At 70.5% G+C, this 17,872-nt stretch carries 12 protein-coding genes and 2 riboswitches; of the genes, 8 read left to right on the forward strand and 4 right to left on the reverse strand.

Annotated elements, in window-relative coordinates; all coding sequences use genetic code 11:
- Positions 1-53 precede the first annotated feature (53 nt).
- A complete protein-coding gene (locus ACZ7LU_RS12090) occupies positions 54-731 on the reverse strand; it encodes an AAA family ATPase (RefSeq protein ID WP_471917061.1) in 678 nt (225 codons plus the stop codon).
- Positions 732-892: 161 nt separating this feature from the next.
- Positions 893-999, forward strand: a riboswitch (glycine riboswitch).
- A riboswitch (glycine riboswitch) is annotated at positions 1,000-1,113 on the forward strand.
- Positions 1,114-1,148: 35 nt separating this feature from the next.
- Between ACZ7LU_RS12090 and gcvT the strand changes: the two genes are divergently transcribed.
- The 4 genes from gcvT (at position 1,149) to ACZ7LU_RS12110 (ending at position 5,537) form a co-directional block, all read left to right on the forward strand.
- A complete protein-coding gene (gene gcvT / locus ACZ7LU_RS12095; RefSeq protein WP_398308902.1) occupies positions 1,149-2,273 on the forward strand; it encodes a glycine cleavage system aminomethyltransferase GcvT in 1,125 nt (374 codons plus the stop codon).
- Positions 2,274-2,331: 58 nt separating this feature from the next.
- Positions 2,332-2,709 (forward strand): glycine cleavage system protein GcvH, encoded by a 378-nt coding sequence (gcvH, locus tag ACZ7LU_RS12100; protein ID WP_398308904.1) that lies wholly within the window; start codon positions 2,332-2,334, stop codon positions 2,707-2,709.
- A gap of 23 nt (positions 2,710-2,732) precedes the next feature.
- Positions 2,733-3,992, forward strand: a complete 1,260-nt coding sequence (glyA, locus tag ACZ7LU_RS12105) for a serine hydroxymethyltransferase (protein ID WP_468089530.1) — start codon at positions 2,733-2,735, stop codon at positions 3,990-3,992.
- 159 nt (positions 3,993-4,151) lie between these two features.
- On the forward strand, positions 4,152-5,537 hold the full coding sequence (locus ACZ7LU_RS12110; RefSeq protein WP_468089533.1) for an L-serine ammonia-lyase: 1,386 nt from the start codon (positions 4,152-4,154) through the stop codon (positions 5,535-5,537).
- Here the strand turns inward: ACZ7LU_RS12110 and ACZ7LU_RS12115 are convergent.
- On the reverse strand, positions 5,524-6,537 hold the full coding sequence (locus ACZ7LU_RS12115) for a LacI family DNA-binding transcriptional regulator (protein WP_398308911.1): 1,014 nt from the start codon (positions 6,535-6,537) through the stop codon (positions 5,524-5,526). The genes ACZ7LU_RS12110 and ACZ7LU_RS12115 overlap by 14 nt on opposite strands.
- A gap of 112 nt (positions 6,538-6,649) precedes the next feature.
- Entirely contained in the window at positions 6,650-10,933 is a 4,284-nt protein-coding gene (locus ACZ7LU_RS12120) for a discoidin domain-containing protein (protein ID WP_471916640.1), read from the reverse strand.
- Between the two features lie 267 nt (positions 10,934-11,200).
- Between ACZ7LU_RS12120 and ACZ7LU_RS12125 the strand changes: the two genes are divergently transcribed.
- The 4 genes from ACZ7LU_RS12125 to ACZ7LU_RS12140 are packed head-to-tail and all read left to right on the forward strand — an operon-like array spanning position 11,201 to position 16,024.
- Entirely contained in the window at positions 11,201-12,568 is a 1,368-nt protein-coding gene (locus ACZ7LU_RS12125) for an ABC transporter substrate-binding protein (RefSeq protein ID WP_471916641.1), read from the forward strand.
- Between the two features lie 29 nt (positions 12,569-12,597).
- On the forward strand, positions 12,598-13,536 hold the full coding sequence (locus ACZ7LU_RS12130) for a carbohydrate ABC transporter permease (protein ID WP_470985400.1): 939 nt from the start codon (positions 12,598-12,600) through the stop codon (positions 13,534-13,536).
- A gap of 6 nt (positions 13,537-13,542) precedes the next feature.
- Positions 13,543-14,424 (forward strand): carbohydrate ABC transporter permease, encoded by an 882-nt coding sequence (locus tag ACZ7LU_RS12135; RefSeq protein WP_471149358.1) that lies wholly within the window; start codon positions 13,543-13,545, stop codon positions 14,422-14,424.
- A gap of 37 nt (positions 14,425-14,461) precedes the next feature.
- Positions 14,462-16,024, forward strand: coding sequence for a glycoside hydrolase family 13 protein (locus ACZ7LU_RS12140; RefSeq protein WP_471916642.1), 1,563 nt, complete (start codon positions 14,462-14,464; stop codon positions 16,022-16,024).
- Between the two features lie 21 nt (positions 16,025-16,045).
- On the opposite strand, the gene ACZ7LU_RS12145 is transcribed toward ACZ7LU_RS12140, so the two are convergent.
- The gene (locus tag ACZ7LU_RS12145; protein WP_471916643.1) at positions 16,046-17,656 is read right to left on the reverse strand and encodes an alpha/beta hydrolase; all 1,611 of its coding nucleotides are present in this window, start codon (positions 17,654-17,656) and stop codon (positions 16,046-16,048) included.
- Positions 17,657-17,872 lie beyond the last annotated feature (216 nt).

Genomic DNA, 17,872 nt, shown 5'->3' on the forward strand with positions numbered 1-17,872 from the left:
AACCCCTGCTCGCGACCGCTCTGCCTGCGGCTCGAACCCTAGCGCCGGTGGGCTCACCGGTCGAAGGCGATCGCCCGCAGCGCCTGCGCCGCATCCCGGTCGAGCAGCACCGCGGAGTGGCAGCCGCGCGGCAGGTCGCCGCGCTCGGTGGCGCCGACGAGGCGGCCGACCGTCCTGCGGTGCCGCGTGAACGCGTACCGCGAGACGCCTCTGCCGCGCTCGCGCTGGCCCTGGAGCGCCGTGTCCACCGGGACGTCGAGCAGCAGCAGGTGCAGGGCGGAGCCGCGGCGGGCGGCCTCGCGGGCGAGCCAGCGGCGCACCCAGGCCTGGGTCCCGCAGTCGTGCACGACGACGCCGGCGCCGGTGCGCAGGGTGCGGCGCAGGCCCGCGTAGTGCGCGAGGCGGACCAGGGGGCGGTAGACCGCGTACGGCAGCAGGCGGGGCATGCGGCGGGCCCAGCGGTCGCGGGTGTCCTGGGAGTCGATGCGCGGGCCCGTGACGGCCTGCCGCATCAGCGTCGACTTTCCGCCACCGGGCAGCCCGGAGACGACGACGAGGTCGCCCTCGCCGAAGGTGAGGCGGCGGGGGCTGTGGCCGGCCCGCTGCCGCAGGTCCCGGACGACGGCCACGGGGAGCGGGCCGCAGCTCTCCGCGGCGGGGGTGGCGGCCTGCTTCGGCAGCGCCACTCCCGTGGTAGTGGCAAAGACACTGGTCCTGCTGCGCACCGTGATCGGCCTCCCCGTAGCGGTCACGTACTGCTTTCCCCAGCAAGTGTAAAGAGAAGGTAATGCGGCACAAGAGCATTCCGGGCAGTGCGATCCGTGTCCTGCCACGGCTCCCCGTGGCCGGGGTCGCGTGCAATGATGTGCCCGCCAACTCCATACCGGCCGTTTGAATCCGCGCGGGAGAGTTCCCGGAGCCAGCACGCACGCGTGCCCGGGGCGCCGAAGGAGCAAGTCCCTCCCTTGAATCTCTCAGGCCCCGTACCGCGCGGGCGAGGCACATCTGAAAAGCGGGCCGCCCCGGTGGCCCCACCCAAGGTGCAAGCCGGGCGTCTCACATATCGGGACACGCTCGGCGAACCTCTCAGGTTCCGATGACAGATGGGGAGGATCGACCTCGCCCGTCATGCCCTGGGAGTTCCCTTCATGAGCACTGCCCCCCGTCTCACCGCCCTCGATGCCGTGCATCGTGCGCTCGGCGCGACCATGACCGACTTCGCGGGCTGGGACATGCCGCTGCGGTACGCCAGCGAGCGCGACGAGCACAACGCCGTGCGCACCAAGGCCGGTCTCTTCGACCTCTCCCACATGGGTGAGATCACGGTCACAGGACCGGCGGCCGTGGACTTCCTGAACTTCGCGCTGGTCGGCAACATCGGCTCCGTCGGTGTCGGCCGTGCCCGCTACACGATGATCGTCGCCGAGGACGGCGGGATCCTGGACGACCTGATCGTCTACCGCCTCGGCGAGACCGAGTACATGGTCGTCGCCAACGCTTCCAACGCGCAGACCGTGCTCGACGCGCTGACCGCCCGCGCCGACGGCTTCGACGCCGAGGTACGCGACGACCGCGAGGCGTACGCGCTCCTCGCCGTCCAGGGTCCCGAGTCCCCCGGCATCCTGAAGTCACTCACGGATGCCGACCTGGACAACCTGAAGTACTACGCGGGTCTGCCGGGCACCGTCGCGGGCGTCTCCGCGCTGATCGCCCGCACGGGCTACACCGGCGAGGACGGCTTCGAGCTCTTCGTCTCCCCCGGTGACGCCGAGAAGCTGTGGAACGCGCTCATGGAGGCGGGCACGCCCGTCGGCATGGTCCCCGCCGGCCTCTCCTGCCGCGACACGCTGCGCCTGGAGGCGGGCATGCCGCTGTACGGGCACGAGCTGACCGCCGAGCTGACGCCGTTCGACGCCGGGCTCGGCCGGGTGGTCAAGTTCGAGAAGACGTCGCAGTCGGACTCCTTCGTGGGCCGCGCGGCCCTGGCCGCCGCCGCCGAGCGCGCCGAGACCGCCCCGCCGCGCAAGCTGGTCGGCCTGGTCGCCGAGGGCCGCCGGGTCCCGCGCGCGGGCTTCTCCGTGGTCGCCGACGGCAAGGTCATCGGCGAGGTCACCTCGGGCGCCCCGTCCCCGACGCTGGGCAAGCCGATCGCGATGGCGTACGTCGACGCCGAGCACGCGGCCCCGGGCACGCAGGGTGTCGGCGTCGACATCCGCGGTACGCATGAGCCGTACGAGGTCGTGGCCCTGCCGTTCTACAAGCGCCAGAAGTGACCCCCCGCACATCGTCCCCGTTCCGCAGCACCCACCCGCGTACAGGAGAATTCGACTCATGAGCAACCCCCAGCAGCTGCGTTACAGCAAGGAGCACGAGTGGCTGTCGGCCGCCGAGGACGGCGTGGCGACGGTCGGCATCACGGAGCACGCGGCGAACGCGCTCGGTGACGTCGTCTTCGCCCAGCTCCCCGCGGTCGGCGACACGGTGGTCGCGGGCGAGTCCTGCGGCGAGCTGGAGTCGACCAAGTCGGTCAGCGACCTCTACTCCCCGGTGAACGGCGAGGTCGTCGCCGCCAACCAGGACGTCGTCGACGACCCCTCGCTGGTCAACTCCGCCCCGTTCGAGGGCGGTTGGCTGTTCAAGGTGCGCATCACGGACGAGCCGGACGACCTGCTCTCCGCCGATGAGTACACCGCCTTCACCGCCGGCTGACCCATACCGATAGGGATCGTGTGATGTCGCTTCTGAACACCCCTCTCCACGAGCTGGACCCGGACGTCGCCGCCGCCGTCGACGCCGAGCTCCACCGCCAGCAGTCCACCCTGGAAATGATCGCCTCGGAGAACTTCGCTCCGGTCGCCGTCATGGAGGCCCAGGGCACCGTCCTCACCAACAAGTACGCCGAGGGCTACCCCGGCCGCCGCTACTACGGCGGCTGTGAGCACGTCGACGTCGCCGAGCAGATCGCGATCGACCGGCTCAAGGAGCTGTTCGGCGCCGAGTACGCCAACGTCCAGCCGCACTCCGGCGCCTCCGCGAACCAGGCCGCCCTCTTCGCGATCGCCCAGCCCGGCGACACGATCCTCGGTCTCGACCTGGCGCACGGCGGCCACCTCACCCACGGCATGCGCCTGAACTTCTCCGGCAAGCAGTTCAACGTGGTCCCCTACCACGTCGACGAGGCCGGTCTGATCGACATGGCCGAGGTCGAGCGCCTGGCCAAGGAGAACAACCCGAAGGTGATCATCGCGGGCTGGTCGGCCTACCCGCGCCACCTGGACTTCGCCGAGTTCCGCCGGATCGCCGACGAGGTCGGCGCGAAGCTGTGGGTCGACATGGCGCACTTCGCCGGGCTCGTCGCCGCCGGTCTGCACCCGAACCCGGTGCCGTACGCGGACGTGGTGACCTCCACCACGCACAAGACGCTCGGCGGCCCGCGCGGCGGCATCATCCTGGCCCGCAACAAGGACTTCGCGAAGAAGCTGAACTCCGCGGTCTTCCCCGGCTTCCAGGGCGGCCCGCTGGAGCACGTGATCGCGGCCAAGGCCGTCTCCTTCAAGGTCGCCGCCTCGGAGGAGTTCAAGGAGCGCCAGCAGCGCACCCTGGACGGCGCCCGCATCCTGGCCGAGCGCCTGGTCCAGGACGACGCGAAGGCCGTCGGCGTCGACGTCCTGTCCGGCGGCACTGACGTGCACCTGGTCCTCGTCGACCTGCGCAACAGCGAGCTCGACGGCCAGCAGGCCGAGGACCGCCTCCACGAGGTCGGCATCACGGTCAACCGCAACGCGGTCCCGAACGACCCGCGGCCCCCGATGGTCACCTCGGGCCTCAGGATCGGCACCCCGGCGCTCGCCACGCGCGGCTTCCAGGAGGAGGACTTCCGCGAGGTCGCCGACATCATCGCCGAGGCCCTCAAGCCCGGCTTCGACGCGGACGCCCTCAAGGCCCGGGTGACCGCTCTGGCCGACAAGCACCCGCTGTACCCCAACCTGTAGCATTTTCGTACGCTTTCCTTCGTACGAAACGACGGGGCACCGCGCACACTGGAAGTGAACACAGTGAGTGCGGTGCCCCGGCTCATGTCCGGCGCACGCCCCGCTCTCTGCACCACCCCGGCAGACAACGGCGTCTACCAACCACCCTTTGGAGTTCTCGTGGCCATCTCGGTCTTCGACCTGTTCTCGATCGGCATCGGCCCGTCCAGCTCCCACACGGTCGGTCCGATGCGCGCCGCCCGCATGTTCGCGAGCCGCCTCAAGAACGAGGGCCTGATGGCCCACACCGCCGCGATACGGGCGGAGCTGTACGGCTCGCTCGGCGCCACCGGCCACGGGCACGGCACCCCGAAGGCCGTCCTGCTCGGCCTGGAGGGCGAGTCGCCCCGCACGGTCGACGTGGAGACGGCCGATGACCGCGTGGAGAAGATCAAGAGCAGCGGCCGCCTCAACCTGCTCGGCATGCACGAGATCGACTTCACCTTCGACGACGACCTGATCCTGCACCGCCGCAAGGCGCTGCCGTACCACGCCAACGGCATGACGGTCTTCGCGTACGACCGTGAGGGCGCCCTCGTCCTGGAGAAGACGTACTACTCGGTGGGTGGCGGCTTCGTCGTCGACGAGACCGTGCTCAATCAAGAGGGCGCCGCCGGCGAAAACCCGATCGTGCCGGACGACACCGTCTTGAAGTACCCCTTCCGCACCGGTGACGAGCTGCTCCGGCTCGCCGAGGAGACCGGCCTGTCCATCTCCGCGATGATGCTGGAGAACGAGAAGGCCTGGCGCACGGAGGAGGAGATCCGCGAGGGGCTCCTCGACATCTGGCGGGTCATGCAGGCCTGCGTCTCCCGCGGCATGTCCCGCGAGGGCATCCTGCCGGGCGGCCTCAAGGTCCGCCGCCGGGCCGCGAACTCCGCCCGTCAGCTGCGCGCCGAGGGCGACCCGCAGGCCCGCGCCATGGAGTGGATCACGCTCTACGCGATGGCGGTGAACGAGGAGAACGCGGCGGGCGGCCGCGTGGTCACCGCCCCCACCAACGGCGCCGCGGGCATCATCCCGGCCGTCCTGCACTACTACATGAACTTCATCCCCGGAGCCGACGAGGACGGCGTGGTGCGCTTCCTGCTCGCCGCGGGCGCCATCGGCATGCTCTTCAAGGAGAACGCCTCGATCTCCGGCGCCGAGGTCGGCTGCCAGGGTGAGGTCGGCTCCGCCTGCTCGATGGCGGCGGGCGCGCTCGCCGAGGTCCTCGGCGGCTCCCCGGAGAAGGTCGAGAACGCGGCCGAGATCGGCATGGAGCACAACCTCGGCCTGACCTGCGACCCGGTCGGCGGCCTCGTCCAGATCCCGTGCATCGAGCGCAACGGCATGGCGGCGGTCAAGGCCGTCACCGCCGCGAAGATGGCGATGCGCGGCGACGGCTCCCACAAGGTCTCCCTCGACAAGGTCATCAAGACCATGAAGGAGACGGGCGCCGACATGTCCGTCAAGTACAAGGAGACGGCCCGCGGCGGCCTGGCGGTCAACATCATCGAGTGCTGACGCGCTGCGCGGTCGAGCCGCGCACGACGAGTTCCGGCTCGAAGAGGAGCTCGCCGGGGTGCGTCTGGGTCCCGCGGATCTGGGCGCACAGCAGGTCGACCGCCGCGCGGCCCATCGCCTCGATGGGCTGGCGCACGGTCGACAGGGGCGGCTCCGTGCAGGTCATGAAGGCCGAGTCGTCGTAGCCGACGACGGAGACGTCGGCGGGGACGGCGAGGCCCCGTCGGCGGGCGGCCCTGATGGCGCCGAGGGCGAGCGGGTCGCTGCCGCACACGATGCCGGTGACGCCCCGCTCCAGGAGGCGCGCGGTCGCGGCCTGGCCGCCCTCCAGCGAGAAGATCGACCGCTCGACGAACTCCTCGACGAACTCCGTGCCCGCGGCCGCCGCCACGCCACGGGCGGCTTCGAGCTTGCGGCGCGAGGGCATGTGGTCGGCGGGGCCGAGCACCAGGCCGATCCGCTCGTGTCCGAGCGAGGCGAGGTGGCGCCACGCCTGTTCGACGGCGATGGCGTCGTCGCACGCGACGCAGGGGAAGTCGAGGCCGTCGATCGACGCGTTGATGAGCACGACCGGGATGTTCCGCTCCGCAAGCCGGTGGTAGTGGTCGTGCGGCGCGTCGGCCTCGGAGAAGAGACCGCCGGCGAAGACCACGCCGGAGACGTGCTGCTGGAGCAGGAGTTCCACGTAGTCGGCCTCGGAGACGCCGCCCCTGGTCTGCGTGCACAGCACGGGCGTGAGCCCCTGCTGGGCGAGGGCGCCGCCGATGACCTCGGCGAACGCGGGGAAGATCGGGTTCTGCAGCTCGGGCAGGACGAGGCCGACGAGCCGGGCGCGCTCGCCGCGCAGCTGTGTGGGCCGCTCGTAGCCGAGGACGTCCAGCGCTGTCAGCACGGACTGCCGTGTTGCGGCGGAGACGCCGGGCTTGCCGTTGAGGACGCGGCTGACCGTCGCCTCGCTGACCCCCACCTTCTTCGCAACTTGAGCAAGTCGTCGCGTCATGGCCGCAAGAATAGCGCAAGGCCTGCAAGCCAGTTACGTATTCAGAACGGGTAACGTGCACGGCCGCCCGGAATCCGGACAGCCGTGCAACGCGTGTGCCTCCTCGGGAACGTCAGGGTTGCAGCGTGAGTGTGAACGTCGACGTGTCGTTCTTGACGTTCTGTCCGTTGCCGCTGAACTCGGGCCGGACGAAGGTGGCTTCACCGACGGCGGGTCCCTGCCCGGGCTCCGGCATCTCGTTGACGTAGATGCCGATCGGTGCGTCCTTGATGGACACGTCCGTGAAAACGGTGTCCTTCACCGGGAATTCGGGCTTCCCTCCGGAGTACTTCGTCTGGAACATCACTCCGTGGTACGTCGGGTCGATGATGTCGACGTTGTTCACGCGGATTCCCTGGAAGACCTTGGACGCGGAGAACGCCCAGATGGCGGGGAAGTTCTGTCCCTTCCAGAAGGTGCCGCCCGCCCGCTCGACGGTGATGTTCTCGAAGGTGGTCGGATCGGTGCCGAAGCCGTTCATCGGGTAGCCGAAGTCCAGGGAGCTGATGGTGATTCCGGAGTAGACCAGGGTGTCGGCGATCCGGATGTTCCGGAAGGTGTTGTGGTAGCCGCCGTAGACGGCGACGCCCGCCGCGCGCCAGGTCAGGAGCGAGGTGAGGTTCTCATAGACGTTGTTCTTCATGTCCGCTCCCCCGGCGTCGATCGCCGAGAAGAGGGCGAAGCTGTCGTCACCGGTGGCCCGTGCCTCGTTGTTCGCGACCAGATTGTCCGTGCTGCCGTTGGTCATGTTGATCCCGTCGGCGAACATATTGCGGATCCGTGAGTTCCTGATGGTCATGCGGTCCGTGTTGGCGCCCCAGTAGAGGCACACCATGTGTTCGTTCCAGATGTCGTCGATGGTGATGTCGGATACGTTCTGGAAGTCGAAGACCTTTCCGGGGCCGTCGATGCGGGTCGTGTAGTTGCCGAAGTAGGCGAAGCCCGCGAAGGATGAGCCCTTGGCGCTCGCCTCGGCACGGAATCCGATGTCGGTGTTCTCCTGGTTCCTCGGTGCGTGGAAACGGGTGTACCAGGGCCCGGCGCCGACCACCTTCACGGCCTTTCCGTAGACCTGGAACTTGCTGCCGGTCTCGTAGTCGCCGGGTGGCAGATAGACGCCCGTCAGCTTTCCGCCGGTGTCCATGCGGACCTTGTCCAGGGCGTTCTGTACGTCCTGGTGGGTGAATCCGGCGGGTACGGCGTAGGCGGCCGGGTCGGGGTTGGCCTTCGGCGCCACCTGTTCCAGGTCGACGAAGTCGATGGCGTAGCGGGAGGTGTTGGCGTTGTCCTTCTGCAGCTTGATCCTGCTGCCCGCCTTGACCGTCCCGCCGAGCATGACGTGTGCCTCGTCGTAGATGTGCCGGGCCGGGCCCGCGCCGGGTGAGTTGCCGGGTGCGGCTTCGTCGCCGTACAGCCAGGCGTACTTGGAGGTGAGGTCGATCGCCTTGCGGAAGACGCCGTCGACGTAGAGGTTCAGGGTCGCCTCGGTGCCTCCACCGCCCGGTGCGTCCGGGATGGAGAAGCGGGTGACCAGGGTGTTGGTGTCCTGCTTGGCGGTGAACTCCACGGATTCGCCGGTCGAGTTCAGGGTGACGGCCCTGCGGCCGGAGGCCTCGCCCGCGAGGTCGCCGACGGTGCGGTTCGGTCCGACGGTCTTCGCGCCGCCGGCGAGCACGCCGTCCTCGGCCTCGTAGGTGTCGTAGGGCATGTCGGCGCCGCGGCCGACGAACAGCGGACGGGTACTGGTGTTGTTCTCGCGCTTGACCGGCAGTTCGTTGGCGTCGTCGGCGATGACCGTCCTGATGGTGTGGCGGCCTTCGGCGGCCGTCCAGGTGCCGAGCTCGACCGGTGCCGTGGTGTCGCCCGCGCCGATCGTGCCGTTGTGCTCGCCGGTCAGGGTCTTCACCGTGGTGCCCTTGTCGTCCTGCACGAGCAGCTTGATGCCGTGTGCGCCGGGCGCGGACGCCTTGCTGCCCTGGTTCTTGATCGCGACGCTGAACGTGACCTCCTTGCCCTTGGCGGGCGCGGACGGCGTCCAGCTCACGGGTGACGCCACCAGGTCCGAGGAGTCGACGGGCTTGACCACCAGCGGATTCGGGCTCGTGGAGGTGTTGTTGCCCTCGTCCTGCTCGATCACCTCGTTCTTCGTGTCGACCTCCGCGGTGAACGGGTAGGAGCCCGCCGACCGGACTCCGGCGTCGGCGCTCACCGTCACCGACTCGCCCGCGCCGAGCGCGCCCACAGCGGCGGTGCCCGCCTTGTCGCCGCCGAGGCGGAACGTGGCGTCGGTGGCCGTCGAGGCCTCGCTGCCGCGGTTGCGCACGGTCGCGGTCAGCCGCAGCCCGTCGGTCTCGGTCGGCGCCTCGGGCGCGTACGACAGTTTGGTGATCTCCAGGTCCGGGTTGGCCGCGGGTGTGCCCATGACCTGGAACTCGGCGACCTGTCCGGCCGTGGCGCCGCTGTTCGCGGTGAACCGCAGCCGCACGTCGGCGACCTTGGCGGAGACCGGCACGGTGACCGTGTTCTGGTTGCCGGACGGGCTGAAGGAGTACTCCTTCTCCGCCACCAGCGAGGTGAAGTCGGCGGCCTTCTGCTCGCGGCCGAGCACCTGCATCTTCTGGGTGCGCGGGCTCCACGCGGCGTCCGGGTTCAGCTTGACGACCACCGCGTCGACGTCGGCATTGGCGCCGAGCTTCACCGTCAGCGTGTTGGGGTAGCTGCCCGCGGCGCCCTCCCAGTAGGTGGAGGTCTGCCCGTCGTTGGCGTTCTCGGCGACGTACGTGTGGATCACTGAGGACGCCGTGATCGGCTTGCCCCGCGCCAGGTCGGTGTTGCCGCCGCCCGGCCGGGTGACGGTGTCGCTGTGCGCCGAGACGTTGCCCGCCGCGTCGCGGGCCCGCACCGAGTAGGTGACCGTGGCGCTCGCGGACCGGGAGTCGGTGTACGTGGTCACGTCGCCGGCCACGGACTTCAGGAGCTTGCCGTCGGCGTACACGTCGTACGCCGTCACCTTCACGTTGTCGGTCGAGGCGCCCCAGGTCAGCTTGATCTCGCCGCTGGAGGGCTGGGTGAGGGTGAGGTTCGTGGGCGCGGTCGGGGCCTGCGTGTCCCCCGAATCACCTTTCCGGGTGACGGAGTTGCTGTTGGCGGAGGTGTTGCCCGCCGCGTCGCGGGCGCGCACGTGGTAGGTGACGGTGGCGCTCGCCGGCTGCGTGTCCGTGTACGTCCGCACGTCACCGGAGACGCTGGTGCGGAGCTCTCCGTTCGCGTAGACGTCGTACGCGGTGACGCTCTTGTCGTCGTCGGCCGCGTCCCAGGTCAGCTTGATCCGGCCCGGCTCCGGTTCGGTGAGGGCGAGGTTCGTGGGCGCGGTGGGTGGCTTCGTGTCGCCGCCCGCAGGGCCGTAGATCTCCAGCTCGGCCAGCTGGCCCGCGGGCTGCGCGGTGTTGGCGGTGATCAGGACGCGGACGTGGCGGGTGGTGACGGTGTCGAGGGTGAGTGTCGCGGAGTGCTCCGAGGCCGCGGTGAAGGCGTACTCCTTCGACGCGGTGAGGTCGGTGAAGTCCGTGCCGTCCGTGCTGCCCTGGATCTTCAGGGTCTGACTGCGGCCGCCCCAGCCGTCGGGCAGCCGCAGCACGACCTCGTCGACCTTCACGGACGCGCCGAGGTCGGCCTGGATCCACTGGGGCAGTCTGCCGTTGTCGCTCTCCCAGTAGGTGGACCGGTTGCCGTCGTTGGCGTTGGCCGCGGTGTAGGTCTGGGTGTGGGACGCGGCCTTCAGGGTCTTGCCCAGGGCGAGGTTCACGGAGGCGTCGGCGGCCGCGTGCACCCGCAGTTCGGCGAGCTGGGCGGCGGGCCAGCCGGTGTTGGCGGTGATGTGCACCCGTATGTGGCGGGCCTGCGCGGCCGGGAAGCGGACGGTCACCGTGTTGCCCGCGCCGGGTGCGAAGGTGTGCGGGGCCGACGCGGCGAGGGTGCTGAAGCCGTCGCCGTCCGGGCTGCCCTGCACGGACAGGGTCTGCTCGCGGGCCTCCCAGGCCGACGGCAGCCTGAGGACCACCTCGTCGACCCGGGTGGCGCGGCCGAGGTCGACCTGCACCCACTGCGGCAGGTCGGACGACGCACTCTCCCAGTACGAACCCGGGTCGCCGTCGGTGACCTGTGCGGCGGTGTGGGCCGACTTGGCGCTGCTCGCCCTGGCCGGCTTGCCCGCGGCCAGGTCGGGGCCGCCGGCCGCGGAGGCGGACAGGGCGGGCAGGCCGAGCAGGAGCAGGGTCGCCGTGAGGGCGGCGGCGCAGGGCCGCCACCACCAGCGGGATCTCCGGGACGCGCCGTGGGCGTCTCTGATGCGTCTCATGGCTCGTGCGACTCCCTCACAGTCGTGACGTCACTCTCGCGACGCGCAGGATTTCGCGTTCAGAAGTTGGAGAGTTGCAGAGAAGTGTCGAGTTGACTACAGGCAGGGCGGAAGTCGTCACGGCCGTGCAGCGACTCTTCGCAGTCTGTGGTCGGCTTCTTGCAATCTCTGCGCGAGTTATTGCGCACCGGTTGCACCGGTGGTTATGTGTGCGCCGCACCCGGCGGCCCACAGGGCGCCGCAGCACGACCCGGAGGGGGTCTCCCGATGTCCGTCACGAGCCGACGACCACTCACGCTCGCCGCCGCGACCGTTCTCGCGCTGGTCCCGCTGGCCGCTTGCGGCACCAGCAGCGACGGAGCCGACCCGGATTCCGGCGGCACGGTGAAGCTCGACGTCAACGGGCAGCCGCCCAGGACGCAGGCCTTCGAGCGCAAGCTCTTCGACAAGCACGTGCGGCAGTTCGAGAAGGCCAACCCGGACATCGACATCGTGCCCCACGAGGGCTTCATGGACCCGAAGACCTTCAACGCGAAGCTGGCCGGCGGCAAGCTGGAGGACGTCTTCTACGTCTACTTCACCGACACCCGGTCCCTGATCGAGAAGAAGCAGGCCGCGGACATCACGGACGCCGTCCAGGACATGCCGCACCGCGGCGACATCCAGGACCCGCTGATGAAGATCTTCCAGGACGAGCGGGGCCGCCAGTACGGCCTGCCGACGTCCAACTACTCGATGGGCCTGCTCTACAACCGCGCCCTGTTCGAGAAGGCCGGACTCGACCCCGACCGGCCGCCGAAGACCTGGGCGGACGTCCGCGAGGCCGCCAGGAAGATCGCCGCGCTCGGAGACGACACGGTGGGCTACGCCGACTTCTCCAAGAACAACCAGGGCGGCTGGCACTACACCGCGGAGCTGTACTCCCGCGGCGGCCGGATCGCGGCGGAGAGCGACGGTGAGTGGAAGGCGGCCTTCAACACCGCCGAGGGCAGGGCCACCTTCCAGGACCTGTACGACATGCGCTGGAAGGACGGCTCCATGGGGAGCAAGCAGCTGCTCCAGGTCGAGGACGTGCAGCGGATGATGGGCTCGGGCAAGCTCGGCATGTACATCGCGGCCGCCGACAACATCACCGTCATCGCCAAGCAGTTCGGCGGGAAGTACGAGGACTACGCCCTCGCCCCGATGCCGGACGCCAAGTCCACGCTGCTCGGCGGCGAGGGCTACATGATCAACCCCAAGGCGTCCCCCGCGACGGTCGAGGCCGGCGTCAAATGGATCCAGTGGCGCCACCTCAACCCCGGCCTCATCGAGAAGAACGTCGCCGACTACGCCGCGGCCGAGCTCCCCGTCGGCATCCCCATGCCGACCGTCCCCGACGTCTTCGAGGGCCCGGTCCGCGACCGGATCGAGAAGGTCAAGCAGGAGAACGCCACCCTGCCCACCCGCAACTACCAGGCGTTCATGGACTCCGCGCCGAAGATCCCCGGCGTGATCGAGCCGCCCAGGGCCCAGGAGGTCTACTCGGTCCTCGACTCGGCGATGCAGGCCGTCCTCACCGAGAAGGACACCGACATCGACGCCCTTCTCGACGACGCCGAGAAGAAGGTCAACGCGATCTACCGCGCCTCCTGATGAGCGTGTCCCCGAAGATGAGCGTGTCCCTGAAGACGACGCCGCCCCGGCGCACGGCCGCGCCGCCGCTCCCGCCCGCCCCACGGCGGCGGCCAGCCCGCCGCCGCGCACTGCGCGAGCACCTGACGGCGTACGGGTTCCTCTGCGCCGCGGTCGTGATCTTCGCGCTGTTCTCGTGGTGGCCGATCGTCCGCACTGTGATCCTCGGCTTCCAGCAGGTCAACTTCGCCACCGGCAACACCTGGGTCGGCCTCGACAACTTCGAGAGGCTCTTCGCCGACCCGCTGTTCCTCACCGCCTGGCGGAACACCGGCCTGTTCACCCTGTACGCGCTGCTGCTCGGGTTCACGGTGCCGTTCCTGACCGCGGTCCTCCTCAACGAGTTCCGGCACGCGCGGGCGTACTTCCGCATCCTGGTCTACCTGCCGGTGATGCTGCCGCCCGTGGTCGTGGCGCTGATGTGGAAGTGGTTCTACGACCCGGGCCCCGGCCTGTTCAACGAGATCCTCCGCACGCTGCACCTGCCGACCTCCGCCTGGCTCGACTCCTCCGCCACCTCACTGGTCTCCCTGGTCATCGTGTCCACCTGGGCCAACATGGGCACCACGACCCTGATCTACCTGGCCGCGCTCCAGACGATCCCCGGCGAGCTCTACGAGGCCGCGGAGCTGGACGGCGCGGGCGTGTGGCAGCGGCTGCGCCACGTCACCGTCCCCCAGACCCGGTTCGTGCTGCTCGTCCTGCTGCTCCTCCAGATCGTCGCCACCATGCAGGTGTTCACGGAGCCGTACGTGATGACCGGCGGCGGCCCCGAGGACTCCACGGTCACCGTCATGTTCCTCGTCTACCGCTATGCCTTCGTCTACAACGACTTCGGCACCGCCGGCGCGCTGAGCCTGCTGCTCCTCATCGTCCTGGGCGCCTTCTCCGCCCTCTACCTGCGGGTCACCCGCGCCGGCAAGGAGTGAGAAGGATTGTCCGCCTCGACGCGCACCCTCGTGCGCCCCGCCGCCCTCAGGACCCGCAAGGGAAGAGTGATCTACTGGTCGGCGCTCGCCGTCGCACTGGCGCTGTTCACGGTGGCCTTCGTCGTGCCGCTGTACTGGGCGGCGACCGGCGCCATGAAGTCCTCCGCGGAGCTGGCGCAGAGTCCGCCCACGTACGTACCGGAGACCTGGCACCCCGAGAACTACGGGAAGGCGTGGCGGGAGATGGACCTGGCCCGGTACTTCCTGAACACGGTCGTCCTGGCCGGCGGAGCCTGGCTGGTGCAGCTCGCCGTGCAGGTGCCCGCCGCGTACGCCCTGTCGAAACTGCGCCCGCGGTTCGGGAACGTGGTGCTCGCCCTGATGCTCGTGACCTTGATGATGCCCGCCACCGCCCTGCTCGTGCCGGTCTACCTCACCGTCGTCGACGTCCCCCTCGTCAACCGCAACCTGATCAACAGCCCCAGCGCGGTCTGGCTGCCGGCCGCCGCCAACGCCTTCAACATCTACATCCTGAAGAACTTCTTCGACCGGATCCCCGACGAACTCCTCGACGCGGCGAAGATGGACGGCGCCGGGCCGCTGACGACCCTGTGGCGTGTGGTGCTGCCGCTGGCCCGGCCGATCCTCGCCGTGGTCTCCATCCTCTCCGTCGTCACGGCCTGGAAGGACTTCCTCTGGCCGCTGCTCGTCCTGCCCGACCCGGCGCGGCAGCCGCTGAGCGTGTTCCTCCAGCGCGTCGCCCAGGACACCCCGCTCAACAGCCTGGTCGCCGGGCTCGTCATGGCCTCCCTCCCGCTCATCGCCCTGTTCCTGGTCTTCCAGCGCCACATCGTCGCCGGGCTCGGCGCGGGCGGTCTCAAGGGCTGAGCCCGCAGAGCCCGCCTTTGAACGAAAGGACCCCCTCTTGCCCAGCACGGAGTGGTGGCGCAGCGCTGCCATCTATCAGGTGTACGTCCGGTCCTTCGCGGACGGGAACGGCGACGGCACCGGCGATCTGGCCGGTGTCCGGGCCCGGCTGCCCTACTTGGCCGACCTCGGCGTGGACGCCCTCTGGTTCACCCCGTGGTACCTCTCGCCGCTCGCCGACGGCGGCTACGACGTCGCCGACTACCGCACCATCGACCCGGCGTTCGGCAGCCTCCGGGAGGCCGAGCGGCTGATCGCCGAGGCCGGTGACCTCGGGCTGCGCTGCATCGTGGACATCGTGCCGAACCACGTCTCCGACCAGCACGAGTGGTTCAAGGCGGCGCTGGCGGCGGGGCCCGGCTCGCCGGAGCGGGAACGGTTCCACTTCCGCCCCCACTCGCCGGAGCCGCCCAACGACTGGGTGGGCGAGTTCGGCGGGGTGCCCTGGTCCCGGACGGAGGACGGCGAGTGGTACCTCCACCTCTTCGCCCCCGAACAGCCCGACCTCAACTGGGCCCACCCGGAGGTCCGCGGGGAACACGAGGACGTGCTGCGCTTCTGGTTCGAGCGCGGCGCGGCGGGCGTGCGCATCGACTCGGCGGCGCTGCTCGCCAAGGCCGACGGGCTGCCCCCGATGGACCCCGCCCGCCCGCACCCCTTCCACGACCAGCCGGAACTGCACGACATCTACCGCTCCTGGCGGCGCATCGCCGACGAGTACGGCGCGGCGCTGATCGGCGAGCTCTGGCTGCCGGACCCGGAGCGGTTCGCCCGCTACCTGCGCCCGGACGAGCTGCACACCGCGTTCAACTTCGACTTCCTGTCCCGGCCCTGGGACCCGGCGCAGCTGTGGGAGTCGATCGGCCTCACCCTGACCACCCACGCCCCGGTCGGCGCGCCCGCCACCTGGGTCCTCGCCAACCACGACGTGACCCGCACGGTCACCCGCTACGGCCGGTCCGGCGACACCGGCTTCGCCTTCGCCCGCAAACGCTTCGGCGTCCCCACCGACCTGGCACTCGGCACCCGCCGGGCCCGCGCCGCCGCCCTGCTCACCCTGGCCCTGCCCGGCTCGGTCTACCTCTACCAGGGCGAGGAGCTGGGGCTGCCGGAGGCGGACATCCCCCGGGACCGCATCCAGGATCCGATGCACGCCCGCTCGGGCGGCCTCGATCCGGGCAGGGACGGCTGCCGGGTCCCGCTCCCCTGGGAGGACGCCCCGCGCCGGAGCTGGCTGCCGGTGCCGCCGGACTGGGCCGGGTACGCGGCCGAGCGGCAGGCCGCCGACCCGGACTCGATGCTCTCCCTCTACCGCACGGCCCTGCGCCTGCGCCGTTCCTTCGGCGACGCGGGCCCGCTGCGCCGGCTGCGCGCCGACGAACCCGGGGTGCTGTCCTTCGCGCGCACCTGCGAGCGGGACGGCACGACCTGGATCTGTCTGGTCAACTTCGGCCCGGACGACGTGGAGCTGCCCGCGGACTCCGAACTGGTGCTGGCCAGCGGCCCCTTGTCCCCGAGGGGGCGGTTGCCGCGGGACACGGCGGTCTGGTCGCGGGCGTGAGGCCGGCTCGCGGGCCGACGGTCAGCAGGTCGTGCCCGAGCGGACCGGTTCGAGGCCGATGAGGTAGTCGTCGACGGCGTCCGTGACGCAGGAGTTGCTGCGGCCGTACGCGGTGTGGCCCACGCCCTCGTACGTCAGGAGCATGCCGCCGGGGAACTGTCCGGCGAGGCTCTCGGCCTCCTCGTACGGCGTGGCGGGGTCGCCCGTCGTGCCGACCACCAGGACCGGGGGCACGCCGTCGGCCTCGACGCGGTGGGGGCGCTGGGTGCCCGCGGGCCAGTCCTTGCAGGTGAGTTCGTCGACGACGCTGGACGTGCCGTAGACACCCGCGGCCTTCTCGGCGGCGTCGAGGGCGCTCCAGTAGGGGCCCGGGGTGTGCGGGTGCGGCACGTCGAGGCAGCTGACGGCGACGATGGCATCGTCGTCGTTCTCCGTGCCGCGGGCACGGCGGCTCCCCGCGGCCGGCTCCTCGGCATCGGCCAGTTCGGCGAGCGCGGTCGCGTCCCCCTCATCCGCCGCGCTCAGCGCGTCCGACAGGCCCTCCCAGTCGTCCTCCGGGCTGTACATCGCGGCCGTGACCACGTCGAGCAGCGTCCTCGCGTCAACGTCATACGCGTCCTCGTCGGTGACCGGCAGCGGCTCGCGCGCCGCCCGCTCGTACAACCCGTCGATCAGCTCCCCTATCTCCTCCGGTGACGAGCCGGGGCAGCTGTCGCCCACGATGCCGGCGCAGTACTCGGCGTAGTCGTCGACGGCCCTGCGGAACCCCTTCCCCTGGCTGAGCGCACGCTGCCGCCAGTCCAGCGCCGGGTCCACGGCGCCGTCGAGCGCCAGGGCGCGCACGCGCTCCGGGAACTGTTCGGCGTACGACGTGCCGAGGCTCGTGCCGTACGACCAGCCGAGGTAGGTCAGCTTCCGGTCGCCGAGGGCGGCCCGCAGGACGTCCAGGTCGCGGGCCGCGTCCGCGGTGCCGACGCGGGACAGGATGCCGCGGCTGCCCTTCGCGCACGCGGCGGCCTGCTCGTCGGCGCCCGCGAGGGCCCGGGCCCGGTCGGCGCCGCTGCGCGGAGCGACCGGTTCCGGAAGGTCGTCCTCCGCCTCGTCCGTCGCCGCGCACTTCACCGCCGGATCGCTGCCCCCGACGCCCCTCGGGTCGAAGGAGACGATGTCGAAACGCGCCCGCACCCGGGCGCTGAAGGAGTCGCTGCCGTCCGCCTTCATGTCGCTCACGCCGGAGGCGCCGGGACCGCCGGGGTTGTAGACGAGCGAGCCGAGGCGCCGGTCCGGATCGGCGGTCGCCGCCTTGGCCACCGGCAGGACGAACGTCTTGCCGTTCCCCGGCCGCGCGTAGTCCATCGGCACGGTGAGCCGCGCGCAGCTGAGCTCACCGCACGCCTTCCACTTCAGCTCCTGCGCGTAGAACCGCGCGAGCCCGGCCCGCCCGCCGGGCCCGTCGCCGGGCTTGTCGCCGCCCGCCTCGCCCACCGCCGTACACCCGGCGATCGAGAACGCGGCGAGGGCGGCGATGGCCAGGCGGACGGACCGGCGTCGGTGCGGGTCGGCGCGGTGCAACGGAATACTCCCCAGATCGGCTCCCACCAGCTTGCCCGGTCGGCGCGGCGGCTCACGCACGGGGTTCGGGTGTGGGGATCGGGCGCAGGGTTCCGGCACGGGGTTCGGGCGGCGGTTTGCGTAGCGGATTGCGTAGTTCTACGGATGCCGGGGGCCGGGGTGTTTTGACAGGCTCGGTCACGATGTACGCGCATCCATGAAGCACCGGCCCCCGAGCCGCCACGCCGCTTCCGCCCTCGCGCCGACCGCACCTCGACCGCACCCCGACCTAGGAAC

The sequence above is a fragment of the Streptomyces sp. NPDC039462 genome (assembly GCF_055639375.1).